Genomic DNA, 20,500 nt, shown 5'->3' on the forward strand with positions numbered 1-20,500 from the left:
ATTTATTGACGTTGTGCCGGCGTTTATTTTCATAACAGTGCAGGATGGTTAGTTTAAAAATATTGCTGATTATCGCATTGTTAAGATCGAAAATTAACGCTAACCAATATGAACAAAAACTTACTTGTACCCTTTACCAGTCTTATCTTATTGTTTTTATTTACAACGGATACCTTCAGTCAGAAAGTTTCGGTAAAAGATTTAACGGTAGAGCATTTAGTTAATCCTTTAAGTGTTGATCATCCGAAACCCAGATTCAGCTGGAAAATAATTTCGGACATCAAAAATACCAAACAGCGTAACTACGAAATCAAGCTGGGTACAACGGCCACTATTGGTAAAGTTTTATGGAAAGCAGGGGTAAGCAGTGACCAGTCTGTGCTGGTTGCCTATGACGGCCCAAAACTGTCATCGAAAACCAAATATTACTGGCAGGTTAGGGTAAAAGATAATCACGGAAACACATCCGCGTGGTCGCCGGTACAATATTTTCAAACCGGTTTAAAACCTGAAGATTGGCAGGCGAAATGGATTTCGGTAGCCGGAAAAGATACTTCGTTAGCGAGTCCATTGTTCAGAAAAGAAATTAACCTTAACAAACGGGTAAAATCTGCATTGGTTTATATTACCGCCAAAGGCTTATATGAGGCGAGTATTAACGGCAATCGGGTTGGTAATGCGTATTTTGCCCCAGGCTGGACCAGTTATAAAGATCATATTCAATATCAGGTTTATGATGTCAAACAATCGCTGAAGACAGGTGGCAATGTAATTGGTGTTTCGCTGGGCGATGGCTGGTACAAAGGGCGTATCGGATTTAATCATCAGAAGCAATTTTATGGCGACACCAGGGCTTTGTTAATGCAGCTGGAAGTAGAATTTGCTGATGGGAGCAAAGAAACCATCGTAACAGATAATACCTGGAAAACAAGTTACGGACCCATATTAGCCGCTAATATTTATGATGGTGAAACTTATGACGCCCGTTTGGAACGCCAAGGCTGGAATAATACAGGTTTTAAAGAAGACCTGAACTGGAAGCCGGTACAGGAATTAGCCTTTGGCCCTGAAAAACTGGTTGGAATGAGCGGACCACAGGTAACCAAACATGAAGAATTTAAAGCCTTAAAAATATTTAAAACACCCAAAGGTGAAACTGTTGTTGATTTTGGTCAGAATTTAGTAGGCTGGGTAACGCTGAAAGCGAAAGGCCCGGCGGGGACAAAAATCTCCATCAGCCATGCTGAAGTATTAACCAAAGAAGGTAATTTTTATACAACTAACCTGAGAACAGCAAGGCAACAGCATACTTATATCTTAAAGGGCGGAACTGAGCAGACATTCGAACCGCATTTTTCCTTTCAGGGCTTTAGGTATGTTAAAGTAGATGGATACCCCGGCGAACTGAGATTAGAAGACCTTACTGCAGTAGCCGTGTATTCAGACATGAAAACCACTGGAAAATTCAGCACATCTAATCCTTTGCTAAACCAGTTGCAGCACAATATTACCTGGGGGCAGAAAGGGAATTTTGTTGATGTGCCAACAGATTGTCCGCAGAGAGACGAACGTTTAGGCTGGACCGGCGATGCCCAGGCGTTTGCTTTAACTGCCGCATATAATATGGATGTATCGGGCTTTTTTACCAAATGGCTAAAAGATGTTGCTGCAGATCAGCTCCCCAATGGTAGTGTTCCTTTTGTGATACCAAATGTATTGACACAGAATGATGCAGGTTCTGCCGGATGGGCCGATGTAGCCACCATTGTTTCATGGGATATGTATGTATCATATGGCGACAAAGGAATACTGGAAACACAGTACAACAGCATGAAAAAATGGGTAGATTATATTTCTTCAGTAGCAAAAAATAACCTCTGGAATACGGGCTTCCACTTTGGCGATTGGTTATTTTACCGGCCTAATGATGATAACGACGGTCGTGCAGCTGTGACTGATAAGTATATGATTGCCCAAACATTTTATGCACATTCAACCCAGTTGCTGATTAATGCGGCAAAGGTATTAGGTAAAACGGAAGATGTAGTGAAGTACCAGGCACTTTTAGATCAGATTAAAGCGGCTTACCTCAAAGAAAATATGACACCAAGCGGCAAATTGGTTTCTGCTACGCAAACAGCATATGTTTTAGCGTTGCAATTCGATATGCTGCCCGAAAATTTACGCGCACAGGCTGCGCAAAGATTGGTGGATAATGTAAAAGATTACGGCAACCACCTCACCACGGGTTTTTTAGGCACCCCATACCTGTGCCATGTACTGAGCCGTTTTGGGCATGAAGACGTAGCTTATGACTTATTATTGCAGGAAAGTTATCCTTCCTGGTTATATCCGGTTAAAATGGGAGCTACCACCATCTGGGAACGTTGGGATGGTATTAAACCGGATGGCTCATTTCAAACCGCAGATATGAACTCTTTTAACCATTATGCTTATGGCGCCATTGGCGATTGGATGTATAAAAACATAGCAGGCATCAACCCGGTTGTTACAAGGCCTGGCTATAAAGACATTTTGATCGCGCCCAGACCTGGAGGTAAGTTAACCAGTGCTTCAGCAGCGCTGGAAACGGTGTATGGAACGATAAAATCTTCCTGGACTTTAACTGATGGAACCTTTAAACTGGACGTAACAGTTCCCGCCAATGCCTCCGCAACCGTTGTACTGCCTGGTGCCCTAAAAAAAGAAGAGATCGGCTCCGGGAGTTACCATTTTGAAAGTAAATATTAATCGCTAATATTGCAGCTTTGTAAGGAGACATCGTGAATATTTTTTTACAGGAAGTCGTCATTCCCAACTTGATTGGGAATCCTAATGCATTTGCTTTAAGATTCCCGTCTGCGCGGGAATGACGATTTAGATTAACGATGATAAGGCCTTTATCAGATGCTAAAAAAATAAATGTACAGTAAAGAAGAGTCGGCCCGTTTACGTCAACAGTTTTGGATCAGTTTTGGGCAATACATGAAGCCTGTGCCATCAGCGAGCGGTTCGACAGTAAACTGGACCAACTATAAAACCGGTGTGAAGAACATCTTCTTTAAGATGGATGTTGATGGCAAAAAAGCCTTCATCAGCATTCAGCTTTCTCATCCTGATCCCGATATCAGGCATCTTATTTTCGAACAGTTTGAAGAATTTAAACGTTTATTTACCAACACATTGAACGAAGAATGGGAATGGATTAAAGACGCAACCGATGATTTCGGTAAAACGGTATCTAAGATTTCCATCGGCATCGCTGGGGTGAGCATCTTTAATCAACAACATTGGCCAACCTTAATTTCCTTTTTTAAACCACGAATAATCGCCCTGGACGAATTTTGGGATAACGTAAAACCTGTTTTCGAAGATCTGGTTTAATTGGTCAGTTTGAGTTGTTCAATCCTGCTTTTTGAGAATTTAATCTCTTCTTTATCATCCGTTGGACTGGGCTTGCTTTTTATATAAAGATTATAGTATTTGAGTGCATTTTTGCCTTGTTTTAAACTGGTGTCATAGAATACGGCCAGGCGATAATACAATGTGGGAGTAGCTTTAAATTGCAACCCTTTTTTATAAGCCGTGCCTGCCAGCGCAAATTGTTTATTTTCTTCATAGACCAATCCCAATAAGGCATAATAACTGGAGGTATTGGGCGAGATGCCTGCATCGATGGTTTTCTGAGAATAAAGTGCTGACTGGTGATAATCTTTTAAAGCGCGGTAACTTAATGATGTGTAGTATAAGGTAGCTTCGTTCTCCATCTTCATCTCTTCCAGCTGTTTAAAAAGCGTTATCGCTTTTTGATACTTTTTGGTATAGTAGTAGGCTTTTGCGGTGTCCTTTATTACTCCTGCATCTGCATTATCTTTCAATAATTTCTCACCTGATGCGATCACCTCACCATATTTTTTCAGCTGGTTGGCAATAGGCAGTTTAGCTCTTTGAAGTACCAGGTTATCACTATCACCATTAATGGCAATATTGAGTACCTGATAAGCTTTTTCGTATTGCTGATAGCTGGTATGCATTTCAGCAAGGTCCGCGGCAACATCGCCTTCCAGTGGATTAATAAAGTTAGCTTTTAAAAGGTAGTTGAGTTTGAGCGAGTCATCTTGCGGAGAATTGTACAGATTGGCCAATAGTTTATATACATTGAAATTACTGCTGTCTATCTTTACAATTTCGCCATAATACAGTTTGGCTTTTTCGGTACTGCCTCTTTTAGTATTAATGTTACCAAGACTAAAAAGAATGGATAGGTTATGGGGCTGTAAGGTATTGGCCTTGCTATAAAATTTTTCTGCTTCTGCATTATTACCAGCCATTAAAAAACAATAACCCATTTGGCTTAGGATTTTAAAATCATTTACTTCATCTCCATAAGTATTTTTCAGGTACTGTGCTGCATCTGCATAGCGTTGGTTTTGATAAAGGTCGAAGAGCTTCTCCTTATCTACCGTTTTTGCATCCTGTGCATAACTTGTTAAAGCTAAAAGGAATAAGACCAATAGCGTAAATGGGTTTTTCATAACTGATGATTTTTAACTAAATTATTAGTTATTTTTATTAGTTCCAAATCGGCGGGTAAAAAACCGAGAAATAAAACAAAAACTATACAAAGGGGTTTATAAGGAATAGTTTAACTAAAATAAGAACCTATGAATACTTTAAAGAAGTTTGAATTAATGGAGAAGATTGTGCGTGAATTGGAAGATTTGCAAAATTCTAAGCAGGCACTTATTCAGAAAATTGCGAAGATTGAAGTAGATAATATTGAATTAGGCGATAGCCGTCTGGAAAAAGACTTGCCAGAAATTCATCAAAACTTAGCTGATAACTTAGAAACTATTTCGGGAATTTTAGATTATTTTGCAGGTAAAACCCAAAACTTTGGTGATAAAAATAATATTGATTCTTTAAAAGAACAGGAAGCCATTAACAATGCCACCGGCTAAATTTAATTGTATATGAAATTTTTATCATTAACTGTTGCCTTTTTACTGGTTGGCTTATTTGCCAGCGCACAGGTACTGCCATCGTTCCAGCTGGGTGTTAAAGCTGGTGCAAATTTTTCGAAATTTGATAGTGAAAACACTTTTAACAGCAACAACCGTACTGGTTTTTATGGCGGCCTTTGGGCCAGGGTAGGTGCTGCAGGCGTTTATTTTCAACCTGAGCTTTACCTGTCAGGAAAAAAAGCAGATTTGGTAAGTGATGCAACAGGAGAGGTAAACAAAGTGCGCTTTACCAGCTTAGATGTGCCTTTATTGGTAGGTACAAAGTTTGGTGCAGCTGGTGTAGGACTTCGTTTGAACACGGGACCAATGTTCTCGCTGATATTAGATGAAAACCAAAGCTTTGGTCAGGCGGCAGGAAATGTTTTCCGTGCCGACTTTAAAAATCAGGCCCTGGCCTGGCAATTTGGAGCAGGTTTAGATCTTAAAAAGCTGAGTTTTGATGCCCGTTATGAGTTGGGACTTTCTAAAATTAATAAGGCTGGTTATCCAGGTACTAAACTGAATTTATTTACAATCGGTTTTGGTTATAGAATTTTATAAAAAATCAATCTAAAAAATGGAAGGTGTTTATTTCTAATAAACACCTTTTTTATGCCTGATACTTTCGTCTTCGATCCCCAATAGAGCCCATATCAGTTTCATGGAATAATTTGCTTTTTTAAAATAGTTGTTTATATTTGTATCGTAAGCGATATAATCGTTTGCGATTAAAATCAAAAAAAATAATATGAAAACGTTATATGAAACAAGCGCTACGGTAACCGGCGGACGTAATGGAAAAATAACAAGTGAAAATGGAGTTCTGGAACTTGAAGTGAGAATGCCAAAAGAGCTGGGTGGTAATGGCGGGGAATATACCAATCCGGAACAGCTTTTTGCGGCGGGTTATGCCGCTTGCTTTGATAGTGCATTAAACTTAGTGATGCATCAGGATAAGGTTAAACCTGAAGAACCGTCTTCAGTAAAAGCAAGTGTATCGCTGCATCCTGATGAAAAAGGTGGCTTCAAATTAGGCGTTTTGTTACAAGTGCGGATTCCGGGAATAGAAACTACACAAGCGCAGCAATTGGTAGAAAAAGCACATGCGATATGCCCATACTCAAATGCAACGCGTGGTAATATTGATGTTAAACTGGAAGTGATTTAATTATTGACTCCAGCATGGAACAAGTGTTAGGTGGAGTGTCATTCCAACTACAGTGTTCCAAAGCAAATTTTTTAACCTGAGCTCGATTAATAATCTGTTCTGAAGATGTTTATGGGCGTTTTTATTTTCTGGTCGTCACCCTGAATTTATTTCAGGGTCTATCTCGTATAAAAGATGCTGAAATAAATTCAGCATGACGATATCGTCATTATAAACATTTAAAAATAGACTATTTATATTAAGCAAATAATCGAACTCAGGTTTTTAGGATGAGAGAAAATGATTTATTTAGCTGAAGATTTTATTGTTAAAGAAAATAAGTGATGGATATAGATGAGTCTTTAAAATTGGAAAACCAGTTGTGTTTTCCGCTTTATGCTGCCTCGAGGTTAGTAACAAAATGTTACCAGCCTGTGCTGGATACCCTAGGTATAACCTATCCCCAATACCTGGTTTTAATGGTATTGTGGGAAAATGATGCTGTTAACTTAAGCTTGCTTTCAGAAAAATTAATGCTGCAATCAAATACTTTAACCCCGTTGCTTAAGCGGATGCAGGAAACCGGTCTTGTAGCGCGTGTCAGATCTTTAAAGGATGAGAGAAGCATCGTTATATCGCTCACAGAAAAGGGAATAGCGTTGAAAGAAAAAGCACCAGCTTTACGCGCTCAACTTGGAGAGCAGCTGGGGATTAGCTCAGAAGAAAGTATTCAACTCAAAAGCCTGCTTGATAAACTGATTCAAAATCTGGTTGTATAATGGTACTTAATGTTCCTTTTTCAATCCGACCTCGGTTAGCTCATAGGCGAAAGACCCATTTTTTGGTACAATAGGGGTGGCGCGTCCAACACTTAATGCTTTTATAAATGAAGCCCCAAAATAGAATATCAGGGAAGAGTAGAATACAAAAAGCATAATAACAATAATCGATCCCGCCGACCCGTAAATATTACTGATGTTGCTTAGCGGCAATAAAATCCTTAAGATATACTTTCCGGCGGTGAACAGGCATCCGGTTAACAAGCCTCCTGAGATAGCCGCCCGCCAGGTAGGTCTACCATTGGTTAAATACCTGAAAAGGATAGTAAACCAGGTAGTTACGATAATTACAAAAACCAATTGATTAATAATTGAGGTTAAAATTAATCCAAAAGATGGCGCTCCATTTTTAAGAAAAGCACCTATGTAGGCCTGCACACTATCAGCCAACAGGCCTATAAAAAATAATATTCCGGCCAACAAAATAATGGTAACAGATATGGCTCTCGATTTAAGGGTATTAATAATTCCCTTTTTATCTTTCTGACCAATGTTCCAGATCTGTTCCAGGGAGTTTTTGATCACATTAAATAATGTAGTGGCTACAAAAAGAAAAAATATAAAACTAAACAAGGTAACATACCAGGCCTGATCAATCCCCCGGATATTTTTTAGGGTGTTTCGGATCTGTAATATGCTTTCATTGTCCAGAATATTCGCCAAACGTTCAAAAAGGTGTGTAGCCAGTAACCTCCTATCGGTAAACATGCCGAAAAGCCTGATCAGGATGATCAATATTGGGGGTAAAGCGAAATTGGTAAAAAATGCAGTCGCGCCGGCCAATCGCAAGGGATCATTCTGCTGAAATAAATTAAATGCTTTTCTTATGGTAGAGAAAAAAAACTTCAGATCTAGTATCATCAATGGCATTGCTCCTGCGTTAAACTCAAAAGGCCGAAAATAGTAAAAATACTTTATTCAGCCTTTTTATCATTGTAAAGATTCTAGTTGGTTTTGGTGAAAACCATTAGCGTTTTATCACCATTTAACAACTGTAGCTTATCATCAGTTATTTTGGCGTTATTCACCTGGTTAAGGGCATGTAAGTAAGCACGTTCAGCAGCGTCAGTTTCCTGGCAGAACATTTTTGTGCTAAAAACATTTTTAACATTTATTTTATGATCAGTAATTTCGCCTTGTCCGCCATAACTGTTGCAAAATGATTTTCCGCTAAATTTAAGGCTGTCTGCAAAGTTGAGTGTTGCCTTTGCGTTTGAAGGCAAAGTTAATCCTGGCAGCGAGATTAATTCCCATTTGGTATTGGTGAATTTTGCCGGATCTAATTTTTCTTTGCAAGAACTAAGTAATAAGATCAAAATGCCGCAGTAAATAAGGTTTTTCATAACAAAAAGTTTATATCATTTACTTTTTATCATCAAAAACTAAACCAATAAAAGGTAAAATCATCTTTTAATCAAGCCAAGCTGATTTTCAATTTTCATCCAGACGTGTTTTGTACCATCATAATCAAAAACAGATACGCGCTTTAAACCAACTTTTTCGAGCACATGGATAGATCCCAGGTTATTAATGTCTGCAATACCAATAATCTCATTCAATTTTAGTTCATTAAATCCATAGTCTATCACGGCCATTGCTGTTTCTGTGGCATAGCCCTTTCCCCAAAACCGTTTGCTGAACCGATATCCCAGATCGTAATAATTGATATGGTTGTTTGTAGTTTCTGTAATAAGTTTTAAGCCTGACCACCCTAGAAAATTACCCGATGTTTTTTCGATAACAGCCCATCTCCCAATGCCATTTTCTACATATTGTTTTCTGATAAACTCAATTTCGGCTATACTTTGCTCAATTAACGTTACGGGTTTATTACCGAGATACCGGTGAACGTCAGGGTCGCTGTTCAATTCAAACATACCTGCAGCATCGGCAGGCATGAGTACGCGTAAAATTAAACGTTCGGTTTCGGCAAAAATCTTCATACTGTAGATCTCAATTGATCAAAATTAACATAAAGTTATTTAAGTCTTAATATGATAAGATTTAATATGGAAGAGGGATGATGGAATAGATCTGCGTTAATTTGCTAAATCCGCGTGGTATATGTGTGTGATGGTCCCGCGGATGTAAAACGAAGAGGGCAGAAGGTAATGCTCGTCTAAACCGCCTGGGTTTTCACCGTGTTGATTGGCTTTTTTCTCAGTATTAATGCGGCCACCAGTGAAGTCAGCACCCCGACAGGCAATATTTCCATATAGGTAAAGAGTACAACCATAACCGGATTTTTATACATTTCCTGATTAAAAGCCAATTCTTTGCTCAATTTTGCTAATTCTAATGCCGATGCACCATTAGTTTTGGCTTCCCTTAATGCTTGAGCAACATATTTATCCATAAAATCAGGCATAAATAAATAATAATCAACCAGCCAAACAACAACGTATATAGTTGAAGCTATTAAACTGATCAGCGCACCTATTTTAAAGGCTTTGCCGAAAGTAATCAACCCGTCGTTGTACTTATCCCGGTAGTTTTTGATTCCAACAAAAATAAAAGAGAAGGCCAATAACATCGAAGCGTAACCGATGAGCATGCTGTGCTCCAGGTTAGGGTCATTATAACATCTCATCATCGAGAGTACCATTAACACCGATACAATTACGCCTGCAATTAATCCGAATACCGTTACATTTTTTTTCATGTTTCAATTATTATGGGTTTATGCCACAAAATTGGCCCAAATAGTTGTTTTCGCCTTCATACTTTAGGGTGATTTTCAAATCAACATAGTTTTTCATGCCAAAGTATTAATGGGATTGCGGGATAAGGCCGAGTTTTTTAGCTATTTCTATAGCCTGGGTTCGGCGTTTTACTTCTAATTTTGCGAAAAGCCGGGCATTATGTGTTTTAATGGTATTCAATGAAACAAACAGGCGCTCTGCTATTTCCTGATTGCTCAATCCCTCCGACATCAATTGTAAAACTTCCAGTTCTCTTTTACTGATATTTAGCCTGATTATTTCTTTTTCATTAATTAAAAATGTTTCCAATTTTTCAGACAAGACTTCTTTTTCGATCAGAATGGTTTTAGGTTTTGTTAATTTTAACGCCAGCCAAATGCCTAAGCCTGTAAAAATAACCGCAATAGCGCCTGCATAGATTTCAATGGCATGATTGATCACGATAAACCTAAGCTCCAACCATTTTAATAAACAGAGCATTATAGCCAAAAATAAACCATATAGTATGACGCTTTTATTTTTGGTTAGAAAATTTGTTGAGCCGCGCATTGGTTAATAATCGTTTATCTAAAGTAGGAAATTTAGTTTTAATTAGGCAGGTGAAAGTGTGTTAGATTAAAGAGGGGGATGGAAGAGGTGATCAGGACAATATATTAATCTGCAGTGTTTTACGAAATCGGTGGGATATTGCCAGCCATTTGCTCCTCAGATCATGTTGTTTTTTGATCCTAACGCCATTTCCTATTTAGCCGCTGGAAGGTCTGACAACAATTACAAGACTAAGCCAGTAGTTGACCAGGTAATTTTCTGGTGATTTTATAATAGAAAACAATAAAGGTTTTAAATTAGCAAAATATAAATAGCTAAACCATGAAAATTACGCTTTATGCACTCTTATTATCCGTTGTTTTGTTCAGTTGCGGAGGAAATTCTGAAAAAACCTTTAAAGCACGCGCATTTGCGGCAAGTGATGATTTTAATGTCTTCCCGAAATCAAAAACAGACATATTAACCATCGTAAAAACTGATTCCGGAAAACTAGCCACTGACGATCGTTTCAGCATCAAATCTAAAGATACAGCCATCATTATAGATGATGCGCCAAACGCTGAAGTAAAGAAATTTAAGGTTGCATCTTTTATCAATACGCAAAGAACAGCGGTATTGGTTCAGAGTGATAATGGAAAGGATAAAATGAATCCTTTTTATATCATTTATGTAAATGGCGGAAAAACAGAAGTGGTGAGCCTGGACAAGCCATCAAAAGGTGCTGAAGATAAAAAATATACAAAAGGCCTGGAAGAATTAACCAGAAGCAATTGGTTGGTGAACAACGATTTTTTTATCACCACCATTAATTCAAGGGTTTACCCGGTCAAGCGTCAAAAAGAGGATGAACGCATCCAGGGTAAATTCTTTATGTACTCGAGCGATAAAACAACGTTGGTGTTTTTAACTGCTAATTCTCTGTACCAGGTAAATACAGCAACTGGTGAAACTTTTAATCTGCCTTTGCCAGCAGCGTTGACAAACCAACCTGAAACCCTTGTTGGCAATATCCAGAGAGATTATACCTGGGTGAAAAATGCTAACGGAACATCTTTTTTAAAGAAAAATGCCGATGATGACCGTATTGTAGATATTAGTGAGTTTAAACGTTAAGATTTTTTCTTTTCCTCTAGGTATTCATAATGAATTTTTATGATAGATATAGAAAAGGTGAAACACATAGTGTTTATGCCGATATTGAAAAACTAGGAGAAGAAGCATTTTCTCCTGTTTTTTATACTGATGTGGAAAAGGTATTGATGGAGACGTTCCGAAGAGTTAAACTCAATCTTGATATTATTTACAAAGAACTTAGAAATATTAATTATGTTTTTTGGAAGGATGAGGAGGGAAATATACAGGCATTACTTCGTCCTTTGTCGGATGTGGATGAACAACTTGATATATTAGAGCGGAACATCGAATCGATAGGGAAATTACCAATGTCGGTAAAGATGTTTTATAAAACTGTTGGGTCATGCGATTTTAGCTGGAATTATCAGGATGATCCAAATATTTTATGGGAATTGGCAGATCCTATTCAGATTATATCCTTATCAGACTGTATTCTACAGGTAACTGATCAATACTGGTTTGAGGAAATGGAAGAATACATTCAGAATAAAGGTTTTGGCTTTGCTTTTTTGGAGCTTTCTGCTGATAATTTTCATAAAGATAATATGAGCGGTGGTGCTGCTTATGCTTTGCAGTTAAATTATGAGAGAAGTATTGATGGTAAATTTTTAAATGAACCTAATAATACAACTTTTATCAATTATCTAAGAATCTGTTTCGAGAGTTGTGGTTTTCCTAGCATATCTTATGAAGATAATAAGATATACCAGGAATTCTGTGATAAAGTAAAACCTCAATTGCTGAAAATATAAATCTGCTGAAATCACCTAAACCACCATTGTTCTAAAAGTGAGGTTTATTCTCGGCTTATATACCTTCTTGCTTGTCGGTAATCTGTGTAGCCATTTCGTCTGCGTTTCATCCTTCATCACCAGTAAACTTCCGTTTTCTAAAAACAGGGTTACCTTTTCTTTAGTGGTTTTGTGTTTAAATAGAAATCTTCGCTCTGCACCAAAACTTAGTGATGCAATGGCAGAATCTTTTGCCAGGGCCTTTTCGTCATCACTATGGTAAGCCATGCCTTCATCGCCGTTATGGTATAAATTAAGTAAGCAGGAGTTAAATGTTGTGCCGGCTTGTTCTTCTGAAATCTTTTTCAATTCCAGTAATTCCTTTGTCCATGGTAAGGCGGTTTTCGATTTATTTGAGTAGGTGTAAGAATACGCCTCATCTCCGTACCAGGCTACTTTCCGTTTGGTAACGATGTGTTTGCCCATAATAAAGGCTTCGTCGTTTTTCCACTCAATCGTTTTCATCAGCACATCAAAATAATGATCCGCTTCTGATTGCTGGAATAATTTGCCGTAATAATTTACTGTTCCGTCATGCGGGAGCAGGTTTTGGCTACGATCTGGTGTGCTGTTGAATAAATCCATTGTTTATAGGCTGTTTTTAGGCAATGTCCGCAGGGGCGATAGCCGTGCTGAAATGCTTCTTCTTTAGAACGAAAAAAAACACGGTTTTCTTTTTTCATCCGCTTTCCGGAACTGCATTTAAGTAGTCCGTAAATTTTCAATCGGGCATTTCCACCGAAGCAGATTTCTTTGTTTTTGAATTTTTTTTTAAATTCTTCAGTTGAAATATTGATGTGTTTAATCATACCGTTTGGTTATTGGTTTTAGCGGCTTCCCAACCAATCATGGCTGTTTTTCGGTTCACTCCCCAGTGATAGCCGCCCAATGCACCGCTTGATTGTATTACCCGGTGGCAGGGAATGAGAAAAGCCACCGGATTATCGCCAATGGCAGTGCCCACCGCTCTTGATGCCTTTGGGTTTTCCAGTTGTTTCGCAATCTTACCATAAGTTGCTAATTTGCCCATTGGGATTTTTAATAAAGCCTCCCAAACTTTTAACTGGAAGTCGGATCCTTTTAAATGCAATTTAATCTTTTGTAATTTGCTCCAGTCGTGACCAAAAATAGATAAAGCATTTTGCTGTTCCTTATCCATTATCTGTTGATATTGAGCAGCCGGAAATTGGCGTTGCAAATTCATCAAAGCCATGTTTTCATCATCATAAAAGGCAATATGGCAAATTCCTTTTGAAGTACTGGCTACAATAATGTTCCCAAATGGACTTTCTGCAAAGCTGTAATTGATAATAAGGTTTTCGCCGCCGTTCTTGTATTCGCCTGGTGTCATTCCTTCAATGTTTACAAAAAGATCGTGTAGCCTGCTGGTTCCCGACAAGCCGGTCGCTAATGCGGTATCGAATAAACTTTCGTTTTCTTTCAACATTTCTTTAGCGTAACCAATGCTGATATATTGCAGAAAACGTTTTGGGGTAGTGCCTGCCCACTCACTAAATAATCTTTGAAAATGAAAAGGGCTTAAGTTTACTTTTTCTGCAATTTCTTCTAAACCGGGCTGTGTTTTGAAATTCGTTTTGATATAACTGATGGCCTCAGCTATGCGGTTAAAATTGATTTTTTCCTGTACTTTCATGGTCTTGAATAATTCACATCCAAAGTAGTTGTTAAAGAAAAGGCAAACTACCCGAAACTTGCTAAGTTTAACCAGATCTGATAACGTGTTTATTTTATTTCGTCACCAATTAGTTTCCCTGCTGTTGCAAGGTCGGTACTTCCATTCATATCGATCTGAAGGAAATAAGTCACTTGCCACTTTTGGGTTTTCGCGGCCTGTTTATTTGCTGCTACATCCCAGGGTGCATAAACCCTGATCCCCCTTTTACCTGCTATCCCGTTTGCAGCGATTATTTTATGGTGTGCCAAAATTGCTTTTGGAAAAATAAATTGTCCGGATCGTTCAGCATCATTAACAGATATGATCAATAAATCAAATTCATCCTGATCAGTAAAGGGAGTCGTAATTCCAGCTTCATTCCTCTTCCATATGCTTACAAATCGACCCGTTTTGGTTGGGGTGACTTTAGCAGTCCGGTGTTTGATTTTCAGGGTGTTTAATTTAAAAGTACAGGCGTCGTATTCCCTACCTTCATCCTCGGTCTGCAAGTTATACATTTGATAACCCATCGGACTGTAAACTAAATCCAATGCAGTTTGTAATACAGATAAAATACGACCGGTGAGATTTTTTAACAGCATATTGGACTTATCAACTGGGAAAGAATTTATTGTTCGTCAATAATAGATTGCCCTTTCGATTGATCTCCTGATGTCCATTGCCAGGTTTCATGAAGTCTGATTTTGCCATTGGCCAATAGTTCAGGTTTTGAGCTACAGGTTCCAGTCATTAATTCGCCTTCCTGGTTTATTTGGTGATAGCGCATTTCGATGTTTCCTTCATGGTCTACCAAGCCAAGCAAATGGCCATAAACAATTTTTCCACCCTCGTATTCGGCGGTCAGGATATTTCCCCTTTGTTTATATTTGAAGATGGTTTCATTTGATGTTTCGCTATTTTCTGTAGTGTTTACAGGTTTAAAAAGCTTGTCATTATAATTGATCATAAGTCGATAAAACTAATCATCTCCGGTCGAATAAAAAAATACATAAGCTTTCACCCGTCGCGCTAATTCTTAGTGAAAATTAAATATTTCAAACGGGCTTAACCCAGGCTTTCTTCTCTTTTTACCAGGAGGTAGCTATCTTCATTTAGGGCTAAATAACCATATTCATAACAGAAGGTATAGGTATTGCCGTTTTGGGTTTCGTAACTGGAGGTATGGAATTCAAACTTAAAGCCAGCCGAAACAAGCTTTTTACCGGAAACCTTTGTTTTACCGTTTGGATTTAGCGTAGCGAGAATAGCACGATTCTTTTTGAGTATATTATTTACCCGTTTAATCACGAGGTTATCCTCAGTATTTAAGCGATTGTTGTAATTGCTGCGGCAAGAATCATCGCAATATTTTTTATCAGCCCTGCCTCTTATCGGGCTTCCGCAGTCTAAGCATAAACGTTCCATAATAATTGCTTTTTTTATTATGGGATGATGACCTAATTTATAAAATAAAATAGTGAATAAAAAATAAATAGCTTTAATGATGCTTAAAGGTATATTATCCGTTTATAAACGTTTATAAACGGCTATAAATGTTTACCATCCGACTAATTTTTGACGCTGTTTGCAATTTTGTCCTGTCGGTTGTCGAGGTGATGACTGTTCGTTAAACATTTAGAAACTTAAATTTAAAAATTATGGAAAGTGCAGTTAACAAAGTAGTATTAAGCGGATTTGCAGGAGCAGATGCAGAGGTTAAAAATTTTGGAAGTCAAAAATTAGCAAAGGTTAATCTGGCAATAAACGAAAACTACAGAAATTCATCCGGAGAGGAAGTAAAAAGAGTACAATGGTTTAATTTAATTTTTTGGAATGCGAAAGCCGAACTTGCTGAAGCGCAGGTTAAAAAGGGGACGGCTTTAACCATTGAAGGTAGATTGCAAACCAATAGTTATGATGGGGCAGACGGAAAGAAACGCTATGCAATCGAAATCGTTGTTGGCGATGTCGTGATTAAGGAAAAAGAAAAGAAAGAAATGTTTTAGTTTATAGCAAAATCGCATCATATAGACAGATGATTTATATGATGCGATTTAGCAATTACAATTTGACAGCAAGGCCTGTATAAAAATTAATGCCTGGGGCTGTGTTAAAATACCTTCCGTTTGCCGCGTTTAAATCGTTGCCTAAACTGTATTGTACATTCAGCAGGTTATTTACTCCTGCAAAAAGTCCTAAACGGATTTTGTTTATCTTTAAATTTCTGACACCAAATTTGCCTTCAACCAAATGATATCTGTTCGCAAAGACGGTATTGGCATCATTCAAAGGGATTGAAGAGGTATAATTATGTTGCACAAAAAGGTAAATTGCTTTTGGAAAGTCAAATTCTAAACTATTGATTAAAACGTTTTCTGGAACTCCTGTAAGTTTATTGCCATCAAAAATATTCAGACCACTTGTAAAATTTTCGAATCTAAAATGGTTATAAGTGTAATTAGCTCTCCATTGTAAGCCGGTTAAAAACGATGGGTTATTTCTGATTATCCAAATGGCAGTTTCCAGTTCAAATCCTTGTTGCCTGGTTCCGCCGGCATTGGTAAAGTATTCCGTGTCGTTTTGATTTAACCTTCTGACAATAGCATCTTTCAAATGATAATTGAATAGGTTAGCACTGGCGTAAAAGCGGTTTTTTTTGGCTTTATAACGTAAACCCAATTCATAGTTCCAGCCAAGCTCGGCCTGCAGGTCATTATTGATATTATTATCTGACGCCCTTACTTCCGCAATGGTTGGTGGCGAATAGCCCTTACTGACCGAAGCCCTGGCTGAAAAACCAGAAGTGATCAGATAAGATACTGCTGCCTTTGGCATAAACTGGGCATTGAATTTTCTTTGCTTAGCGGCCACAACATTCGGAAAATAACTCTCGTAATGGTATCTGTAAAAGTTTAAACTCGATGCAAGTTCGATCAGAAGTTTGTTATTAATATCGAAATTTAACCTCAGATAAGCAAAATCCTGTCCTGCCTTTAAACGATCAGAAGCTTGTAGAGCAGCAGCTTCTCCGCCATTATTATTAAAGTTTTTGATCTGGCTTTTAGTGCCTGAACTTTCTAACCCGATCTGCGCATTAAGCCTTATGTTTTCTTTAACCTGTGCATAATCCAGAAATGTCCTTAAACCGAGTGTACTTTCATAGCGTTTTTCGTAATTGGTAATAAAAGGATTTTTAAAGTCGGTATAAGAAGTAAATAAAGCAATCACATGTTTCAAGCGCTTGCTGATCTGATAGGCGTTGGATATTCCCCCAAAAATGGTTTTATTGTAGATAGCAGCTTGCTGAGAAAGGGCGCCAGGTAAAGTAGCGGTTGCCGGACGTGCCAGTCTAGGATTTTGATCTAACTGCGAAGCCGTTAATCCTCCTGGTGTCTGGTACGTTAAATCGCTATAAAAAGCAAAAGCCTTTAAACTCCCCGCATTGTTATAATCCCATTGCTGCAAGGTTTGAAAATATTTTCTGTCCATTGCACTGTTTTCCCGATAGCCATCACTTCGCTGATATCCTTCATTAACACTAAAGCTGTATTTTTTATACTGCTGCCTGATTGATGCATTTTGATGGAAGAGGCCATAAGAACCACCAGTGGCCGACACATTTATCTCATTGTTGTTGATGGTAAAAGGGTTAATTAAAATGGCGCCACCGGTATTTGCTCCAAATATATTGGCTTCCGGACCCTTATAAATTTCCATTGTACCTATTGCGGAAGCATCTAGTGCATTCAAGTAAGTATTTCCTCCTGCATCAGTTAATGGAAAATCATCAATATAAATTTTTACATTTCTTATGCCGAAAGGGGAGCGAAGTAAACTGCCCCGAAGTGACAGGCGATAGCTCCCTGGTGAGCGTTCCTCCATGCGTACTCCTGGTACGGTGTTTAACATACTCACTAATGAGCTGTTCGGTTGATTTTTTATCAAACTGCTATCTATCAGGTTTACAGCTGATACTGATCTGAGTAAAGGTTGGTGGTTATAATAACCTTTTACCGTAACTTCCTCGAGTTTTTTGATCGAATCGGGTTTGATGTGCTGCGCTAAGGCAGTAGAAAAGAATAGGGTAAACAGTAGGGTAAAGTTCGATTTCAAATTGGGAAAAGTTAGTGTTAAGCCACAGATTAGCGAATAAATTTACTGCATATTCTGATAATCTGTGGCTAATTTTAAATTATTTTACAGCTACTTTCCAAATTACCCCGCTCACATCGTCTGCCACCAATAAAGCACCGTCAGGCGTTAAGGTAATGCCAACCGGACGGCCATAAACTTCTGCCTTTTCCTCATCAGCAATAAAACCGGTTAAAAAATCTTCCGGTTTTCCAATTGGTTTTCCATTTTTAAAAGGTACGAAAGCTACTTTATATCCAGAAATAGCCGATCGGTTCCATGAACCGTGCTGGCCTATAAATGCACCTCCCTGATATTTCTGCGGGAATTTTTTGTCCTTGTAGAAAGCCAGCCCTAATGATGCCGTATGTGCACCAACCGCCACATCCGGAGCAATTGCTTTTTTAACCATTTCCGGGTTCTGTCCTTTTAAGCGGGGATCTTCATTCTGACCATAATAGGAGTATGGCCAACCGTAAAATGCACCTTGTTTAACACTTGTGATGTAATCTGGAACGAGATCGTCGCCTAATCCATCGCGTTCGTTGACCGCTGTCCATAGCATATTGGTTTCTGGTGCCAAATCTATCCCGACAGGATTCCGCAAACCGCTGGCATAAATCTTTTCACCGGTTCCATCAGGATTAATTTCTAAGATATTGGCCCTTCTTACCTCATTTTCCATTCCATTTTCACCGATATTGCTGCCCGATCCGACAGTTACATAAATCTTGCTTTTATCTGCATTGGCAATCAAATTCCTTGTCCAGTGGTTATTATAACCACCAGCAGGAAGGCTCAAAATCTTTTTACCTGTGGCAGTTATTTTGGTATCTCCTGGTTTATAAGGATATTGCCAGATGCCATCGGTATTAGCGACATAAAATGAATTGCCAATAATCAGCATGCCGAAAGGCTGGTTCAGGCCATTTAAAAAGGTAGTCACCAATTCGGGTTTACCATCCTTATTTTCATCACGATAGAGAAGGATGGTATTGGCGCTTTTTCCTGGTACTTCTGACTTTGCTTTGCCCGTTACCTTATTGGCCACCGCTTCGACAGTACTTCTCTCTGAGTTGGAAAGTGCTACCAATACATCGCCATTTGGTGTGATGTAGGTGTTGCGTGGGCTTTTAATGTTGGCTGCAAATTTCGTAACCACAAAGCCTTCAGGCGCAACAGGTGTTTTCCCGTCAGGCCAGCCAATTACTTTGCTGAATTTGTTTTTGGCCGCATTGGTATCTGGTGCAGGCAAATCTACCGCTCCGATTTTGGTAGTTACCGTAGTATCTTCTCCTTGTTTTTGCGAATTCGAATTGGATTGACATCCAAACAGGAAGGCAGTAGAAAGTACTGATGCGTAAAAAATCTTATTTTTCATGTTAACCGGTTTTTGATTAAGGTTTTTATCTTAAAAAGATAACATCGAAAAAGGAGAGAAGTTTTTAGCGCAAGCATAATTGCCCAAGGCTTAAATAATAAAAGGAAAGCACCCGAGAGCACCTTCCTGGAGAGCGCATATTATTTTCCCTGTTAATAACGGCAGGAAAGTACCTTTATGGCATACATTTAAATTGAAATCGTTGTTTGGTGTACAAGAACGGACAACAAAAAAGACGTTATTTTTAGCTTAAGGAATTAAACGTTAGGTTCCGGTTATTCATTTGAAAGCGATTATAAAAACCAAATTACGAACATTAACCTAATGTTTTAGTTAAATTTTGTTAAATTCAAGGTTGATTTTTTTTAGCCTTATCTAACCAAATTTTCCTGTAATTTTTGCTCAATATCTTTGGCATTTAAAATCAGCGCAGAAAATTGCGGATCTGATTTCACCAGTAGAAATTTTCCGTTAGGAAGAATAATAGCTGAAGTTCCGCAGGTAGTAACCTCTTTAAATAATAATTTTCTAAGGAAGCCCGAATCAGTTTCAATTTCTAAACCCTTCGATTTAATCGGGCTGAAACTTTCTCCCGGTTCCCGGTATTGGTAAATAGCAACTTTTGGCCTGGCCTCCGCTTTTTCCTGAATGTTTTTTTGAAAGGCCCACCTCACATTGTTCAGGAATTCTGCATTTTGGTAGCTAAGGTCATTCCAACAAACGTCTTTATTGAAATCGTATTTAATAATGATGGTATCTTTTAGACTGAGCCTTTCGTTTTGTTTTAAGAAAGTATGCAGCGAATCGATTTGTGTTTCAGATAATGTACCTGCCTGATAACGTTTACTTTCGTCAACATACAATTTCGGAGAACAGGCATATATAAAGATGGAGAGGAGAAGAAGGCTAAATAATGGTGATCTGATTTTAGTAAGATTTTTCATTTGTGTGAGCATTATATTGTCGAATAAATTTAGAACTAAAAATTTATCCGACAATACCTTTCAATAGAAATTTTAAACCTTGCTAGGCGCAGCGAAATGCCCGCCTGTGCAGACGGGGAAAAATTCAGCTTTATAGATTTCCCGACTATGTTGCTCTCCGCTCGAGGACGGCGTCTATGGGAGTAATCTTTACAAATTTAACTC

General features: G+C 38.3%; 24 protein-coding genes. 9 read left to right on the forward strand and 15 right to left on the reverse strand.

Features of this window, described 5'->3' with window-relative positions:
* The first annotated feature begins 108 nt into the window (after positions 1-108).
* Positions 109-2,751, forward strand: a complete 2,643-nt coding sequence (locus BM107_RS09320; RefSeq protein WP_090982566.1) for a glycoside hydrolase family 78 protein — start codon at positions 109-111, stop codon at positions 2,749-2,751.
* A 171-nt stretch (positions 2,752-2,922) separates the two neighbouring features.
* On the forward strand, positions 2,923-3,384 hold the full coding sequence (locus BM107_RS09325) for a DUF4268 domain-containing protein (protein ID WP_090982568.1): 462 nt from the start codon (positions 2,923-2,925) through the stop codon (positions 3,382-3,384).
* Here BM107_RS09325 and BM107_RS09330 read toward each other — a convergent pair.
* Positions 3,381-4,535: a tetratricopeptide repeat protein gene (locus BM107_RS09330; RefSeq protein ID WP_090982570.1), complete on the reverse strand. Its 1,155-nt coding sequence runs from the start codon at positions 4,533-4,535 to the stop codon at positions 3,381-3,383. The genes BM107_RS09325 and BM107_RS09330 overlap by 4 nt on opposite strands.
* Before the next feature lie 129 nt (positions 4,536-4,664).
* Here BM107_RS09330 and BM107_RS09335 point away from each other — a divergent pair, with 129 nt between their 5' ends.
* The 4 genes from BM107_RS09335 (at position 4,665) to BM107_RS09350 (ending at position 6,929) form a co-directional block, all read left to right on the forward strand.
* A complete protein-coding gene (locus BM107_RS09335; RefSeq protein WP_090982571.1) occupies positions 4,665-4,961 on the forward strand; it encodes a hypothetical protein in 297 nt (98 codons plus the stop codon).
* A 12-nt stretch (positions 4,962-4,973) separates the two neighbouring features.
* Positions 4,974-5,564: a porin family protein gene (locus tag BM107_RS09340; RefSeq protein WP_090982573.1), complete on the forward strand. Its 591-nt coding sequence runs from the start codon at positions 4,974-4,976 to the stop codon at positions 5,562-5,564.
* Positions 5,565-5,751: 187 nt separating this feature from the next.
* A complete protein-coding gene (locus BM107_RS09345) occupies positions 5,752-6,171 on the forward strand; it encodes an organic hydroperoxide resistance protein (RefSeq protein WP_090982575.1) in 420 nt (139 codons plus the stop codon).
* A gap of 323 nt (positions 6,172-6,494) precedes the next feature.
* Positions 6,495-6,929, forward strand: a complete 435-nt coding sequence (locus BM107_RS09350; RefSeq protein ID WP_090982577.1) for a MarR family winged helix-turn-helix transcriptional regulator — start codon at positions 6,495-6,497, stop codon at positions 6,927-6,929.
* A 6-nt stretch (positions 6,930-6,935) separates the two neighbouring features.
* Here the strand turns inward: BM107_RS09350 and BM107_RS09355 are convergent, their stop codons facing one another.
* The 5 genes from BM107_RS09355 to BM107_RS09375 all read right to left on the reverse strand — a co-directional run bounded on the left by BM107_RS09355 (position 6,936) and on the right by BM107_RS09375 (position 10,240).
* Positions 6,936-7,859 carry a YihY/virulence factor BrkB family protein gene (locus BM107_RS09355; protein WP_090982579.1) on the reverse strand — a complete coding sequence of 308 codons (924 nt, stop codon included), beginning with the start codon at positions 7,857-7,859 and terminating at the stop codon, positions 6,936-6,938.
* Positions 7,860-7,933: 74 nt separating this feature from the next.
* A complete protein-coding gene (locus BM107_RS09360; RefSeq protein WP_090982581.1) occupies positions 7,934-8,332 on the reverse strand; it encodes an META domain-containing protein in 399 nt (132 codons plus the stop codon).
* Between the two features lie 60 nt (positions 8,333-8,392).
* Positions 8,393-8,932, reverse strand: a complete 540-nt coding sequence (locus tag BM107_RS09365; protein ID WP_090982583.1) for a GNAT family N-acetyltransferase — start codon at positions 8,930-8,932, stop codon at positions 8,393-8,395.
* Between the two features lie 176 nt (positions 8,933-9,108).
* Complete coding sequence (locus BM107_RS09370; protein WP_090982585.1) at positions 9,109-9,651, reverse strand: DUF4199 domain-containing protein; 543 nt, start codon at positions 9,649-9,651, stop codon at positions 9,109-9,111.
* Positions 9,652-9,757: 106 nt separating this feature from the next.
* Positions 9,758-10,240, reverse strand: a complete 483-nt coding sequence (locus tag BM107_RS09375; RefSeq protein WP_090982587.1) for a response regulator transcription factor — start codon at positions 10,238-10,240, stop codon at positions 9,758-9,760.
* Between the two features lie 321 nt (positions 10,241-10,561).
* Between BM107_RS09375 and BM107_RS09380 the strand changes: the two genes are divergently transcribed.
* Positions 10,562-11,353 (forward strand): hypothetical protein, encoded by a 792-nt coding sequence (locus BM107_RS09380; protein ID WP_090982590.1) that lies wholly within the window; start codon positions 10,562-10,564, stop codon positions 11,351-11,353.
* Between the two features lie 29 nt (positions 11,354-11,382).
* Positions 11,383-12,126, forward strand: a complete 744-nt coding sequence (locus BM107_RS09385) for a hypothetical protein (RefSeq protein WP_090982592.1) — start codon at positions 11,383-11,385, stop codon at positions 12,124-12,126.
* 15 nt (positions 12,127-12,141) lie between these two features.
* Here the strand turns inward: BM107_RS09385 and BM107_RS09390 are convergent, their stop codons facing one another.
* The 6 genes from BM107_RS09390 to BM107_RS09415 form a co-directional block, all read right to left on the reverse strand.
* Complete coding sequence (locus BM107_RS09390; RefSeq protein WP_090982594.1) at positions 12,142-12,750, reverse strand: alpha-ketoglutarate-dependent dioxygenase AlkB family protein; 609 nt, start codon at positions 12,748-12,750, stop codon at positions 12,142-12,144.
* Positions 12,687-12,974, reverse strand: coding sequence for an Ada metal-binding domain-containing protein (locus BM107_RS09395; protein ID WP_090982596.1), 288 nt, complete (start codon positions 12,972-12,974; stop codon positions 12,687-12,689). The genes BM107_RS09390 and BM107_RS09395 overlap by 64 nt, the downstream gene beginning before the upstream one ends.
* Positions 12,971-13,819 (reverse strand): bifunctional helix-turn-helix domain-containing protein/methylated-DNA--[protein]-cysteine S-methyltransferase, encoded by an 849-nt coding sequence (locus BM107_RS09400; protein WP_090982598.1) that lies wholly within the window; start codon positions 13,817-13,819, stop codon positions 12,971-12,973. Before BM107_RS09400 ends, BM107_RS09395 begins: the two co-directional genes overlap by 4 nt.
* A gap of 89 nt (positions 13,820-13,908) precedes the next feature.
* On the reverse strand, positions 13,909-14,442 hold the full coding sequence (locus BM107_RS09405) for a MepB family protein (protein ID WP_090982600.1): 534 nt from the start codon (positions 14,440-14,442) through the stop codon (positions 13,909-13,911).
* A gap of 26 nt (positions 14,443-14,468) precedes the next feature.
* Complete coding sequence (locus tag BM107_RS09410) at positions 14,469-14,807, reverse strand: avidin-fold protein (RefSeq protein ID WP_090982602.1); 339 nt, start codon at positions 14,805-14,807, stop codon at positions 14,469-14,471.
* A gap of 98 nt (positions 14,808-14,905) precedes the next feature.
* Positions 14,906-15,265: a hypothetical protein gene (locus tag BM107_RS09415; RefSeq protein ID WP_090982604.1), complete on the reverse strand. Its 360-nt coding sequence runs from the start codon at positions 15,263-15,265 to the stop codon at positions 14,906-14,908.
* A 233-nt stretch (positions 15,266-15,498) separates the two neighbouring features.
* On the opposite strand from BM107_RS09415, the gene BM107_RS09420 reads away from it, so the two are divergent.
* The gene (locus BM107_RS09420; protein ID WP_090982605.1) at positions 15,499-15,846 is read left to right on the forward strand and encodes a single-stranded DNA-binding protein; all 348 of its coding nucleotides are present in this window, start codon (positions 15,499-15,501) and stop codon (positions 15,844-15,846) included.
* Between the two features lie 55 nt (positions 15,847-15,901).
* Here BM107_RS09420 and BM107_RS09425 read toward each other — a convergent pair whose 3' ends face one another.
* The 3 genes from BM107_RS09425 to BM107_RS09435 all read right to left on the reverse strand — a co-directional run bounded on the left by BM107_RS09425 (position 15,902) and on the right by BM107_RS09435 (position 20,296).
* Positions 15,902-17,953, reverse strand: coding sequence for a TonB-dependent receptor (locus tag BM107_RS09425; RefSeq protein ID WP_090982607.1), 2,052 nt, complete (start codon positions 17,951-17,953; stop codon positions 15,902-15,904).
* A gap of 79 nt (positions 17,954-18,032) precedes the next feature.
* Positions 18,033-19,352, reverse strand: coding sequence for a PQQ-dependent sugar dehydrogenase (locus BM107_RS09430; RefSeq protein WP_090982609.1), 1,320 nt, complete (start codon positions 19,350-19,352; stop codon positions 18,033-18,035).
* A 371-nt stretch (positions 19,353-19,723) separates the two neighbouring features.
* Positions 19,724-20,296: a hypothetical protein gene (locus BM107_RS09435; RefSeq protein ID WP_090982611.1), complete on the reverse strand. Its 573-nt coding sequence runs from the start codon at positions 20,294-20,296 to the stop codon at positions 19,724-19,726.
* Positions 20,297-20,500 lie beyond the last annotated feature (204 nt).

This window comes from Pedobacter suwonensis, from assembly GCF_900111825.1.
GTDB classification, from domain to species: Bacteria; Bacteroidota; Bacteroidia; order Sphingobacteriales; family Sphingobacteriaceae; genus Pedobacter; species Pedobacter suwonensis.

Excerpts from the sequence above, each read along its gene's own strand:
- BM107_RS09320 (WP_090982566.1), top strand. The coding sequence starts at position 109 with ATGAACAAAAACTTACTTGTACCCTTTACCAGTCTTATCTTATTGTTT.
- BM107_RS09325 (WP_090982568.1), top strand. The coding sequence starts at position 2,923 with ATGTACAGTAAAGAAGAGTCGGCCCGTTTACGTCAACAGTTTTGGATC.
- BM107_RS09330 (WP_090982570.1), bottom strand. The coding sequence starts at position 4,535 with ATGAAAAACCCATTTACGCTATTGGTCTTATTCCTTTTAGCTTTAACA.
- BM107_RS09335 (WP_090982571.1), top strand. The coding sequence starts at position 4,665 with ATGAATACTTTAAAGAAGTTTGAATTAATGGAGAAGATTGTGCGTGAA.
- BM107_RS09340 (WP_090982573.1), top strand. The coding sequence starts at position 4,974 with ATGAAATTTTTATCATTAACTGTTGCCTTTTTACTGGTTGGCTTATTT.
- BM107_RS09345 (WP_090982575.1), top strand. The coding sequence starts at position 5,752 with ATGAAAACGTTATATGAAACAAGCGCTACGGTAACCGGCGGACGTAAT.
- BM107_RS09350 (WP_090982577.1), top strand. The coding sequence starts at position 6,495 with ATGGATATAGATGAGTCTTTAAAATTGGAAAACCAGTTGTGTTTTCCG.
- BM107_RS09355 (WP_090982579.1), bottom strand. The coding sequence starts at position 7,859 with ATGCCATTGATGATACTAGATCTGAAGTTTTTTTTCTCTACCATAAGA.
- BM107_RS09360 (WP_090982581.1), bottom strand. The coding sequence starts at position 8,332 with ATGAAAAACCTTATTTACTGCGGCATTTTGATCTTATTACTTAGTTCT.
- BM107_RS09365 (WP_090982583.1), bottom strand. The coding sequence starts at position 8,932 with ATGAAGATTTTTGCCGAAACCGAACGTTTAATTTTACGCGTACTCATG.
- BM107_RS09370 (WP_090982585.1), bottom strand. The coding sequence starts at position 9,651 with ATGAAAAAAAATGTAACGGTATTCGGATTAATTGCAGGCGTAATTGTA.
- BM107_RS09375 (WP_090982587.1), bottom strand. The coding sequence starts at position 10,240 with ATGCGCGGCTCAACAAATTTTCTAACCAAAAATAAAAGCGTCATACTA.
- BM107_RS09380 (WP_090982590.1), top strand. The coding sequence starts at position 10,562 with ATGAAAATTACGCTTTATGCACTCTTATTATCCGTTGTTTTGTTCAGT.
- BM107_RS09385 (WP_090982592.1), top strand. The coding sequence starts at position 11,383 with ATGAATTTTTATGATAGATATAGAAAAGGTGAAACACATAGTGTTTAT.
- BM107_RS09390 (WP_090982594.1), bottom strand. The coding sequence starts at position 12,750 with ATGGATTTATTCAACAGCACACCAGATCGTAGCCAAAACCTGCTCCCG.
- BM107_RS09395 (WP_090982596.1), bottom strand. The coding sequence starts at position 12,974 with ATGATTAAACACATCAATATTTCAACTGAAGAATTTAAAAAAAAATTC.
- BM107_RS09400 (WP_090982598.1), bottom strand. The coding sequence starts at position 13,819 with ATGAAAGTACAGGAAAAAATCAATTTTAACCGCATAGCTGAGGCCATC.
- BM107_RS09405 (WP_090982600.1), bottom strand. The coding sequence starts at position 14,442 with ATGCTGTTAAAAAATCTCACCGGTCGTATTTTATCTGTATTACAAACT.
- BM107_RS09410 (WP_090982602.1), bottom strand. The coding sequence starts at position 14,807 with ATGATCAATTATAATGACAAGCTTTTTAAACCTGTAAACACTACAGAA.
- BM107_RS09415 (WP_090982604.1), bottom strand. The coding sequence starts at position 15,265 with ATGGAACGTTTATGCTTAGACTGCGGAAGCCCGATAAGAGGCAGGGCT.
- BM107_RS09420 (WP_090982605.1), top strand. The coding sequence starts at position 15,499 with ATGGAAAGTGCAGTTAACAAAGTAGTATTAAGCGGATTTGCAGGAGCA.
- BM107_RS09430 (WP_090982609.1), bottom strand. The coding sequence starts at position 19,352 with ATGAAAAATAAGATTTTTTACGCATCAGTACTTTCTACTGCCTTCCTG.
- BM107_RS09435 (WP_090982611.1), bottom strand. The coding sequence starts at position 20,296 with ATGAAAAATCTTACTAAAATCAGATCACCATTATTTAGCCTTCTTCTC.